Raw genomic sequence first — 386 nt, forward strand, 5'->3', positions numbered from 1 at the left:
ATTTCCTTGAGAGTTGTATAAGGAAGCGAGATAGGCTTTTCTGGCATAGCTAGAGTTCTTAATAAGCTGTATGATTCTTTTCCAATGAATGTGAGGAAGTGTGCCACAATATTAAGATCCTCATCTTCTTCCTTGGTCATAGCCCAGATTTCAAACCTTTCAAAGTAATCTTCAAAAGTTTCAGAAGTTGAATGAATATCTAACTTTTCCATTGCAGTCTCCATCACGACGCCAATATAATGTTTTGAATTATTTGAATTGTATTATGAACTAGGAATCCCAGAATTAACTCAATTGAATTAAGAAGTGAGACACAAGCACAAACGAATGTATTGTATTTGGAATTCGAAATCGAGCATTCAACAAGTACAAAGGTATCATTGGTT

General features: G+C 34.5%; 1 protein-coding gene. It reads right to left on the reverse strand.

The features are described from left to right. Positions 1–212 (reverse strand): hypothetical protein (locus DZ860_RS25495; protein ID WP_133305472.1); only part of this gene is annotated, 212 nt, incomplete at its 3' end. Positions 213–386: the final 174 nt, after the last annotated feature.

The organism is Vibrio sinensis (assembly GCF_003605645.1).
GTDB lineage: Bacteria > Pseudomonadota > Gammaproteobacteria > Enterobacterales > Vibrionaceae > Vibrio > Vibrio sinensis.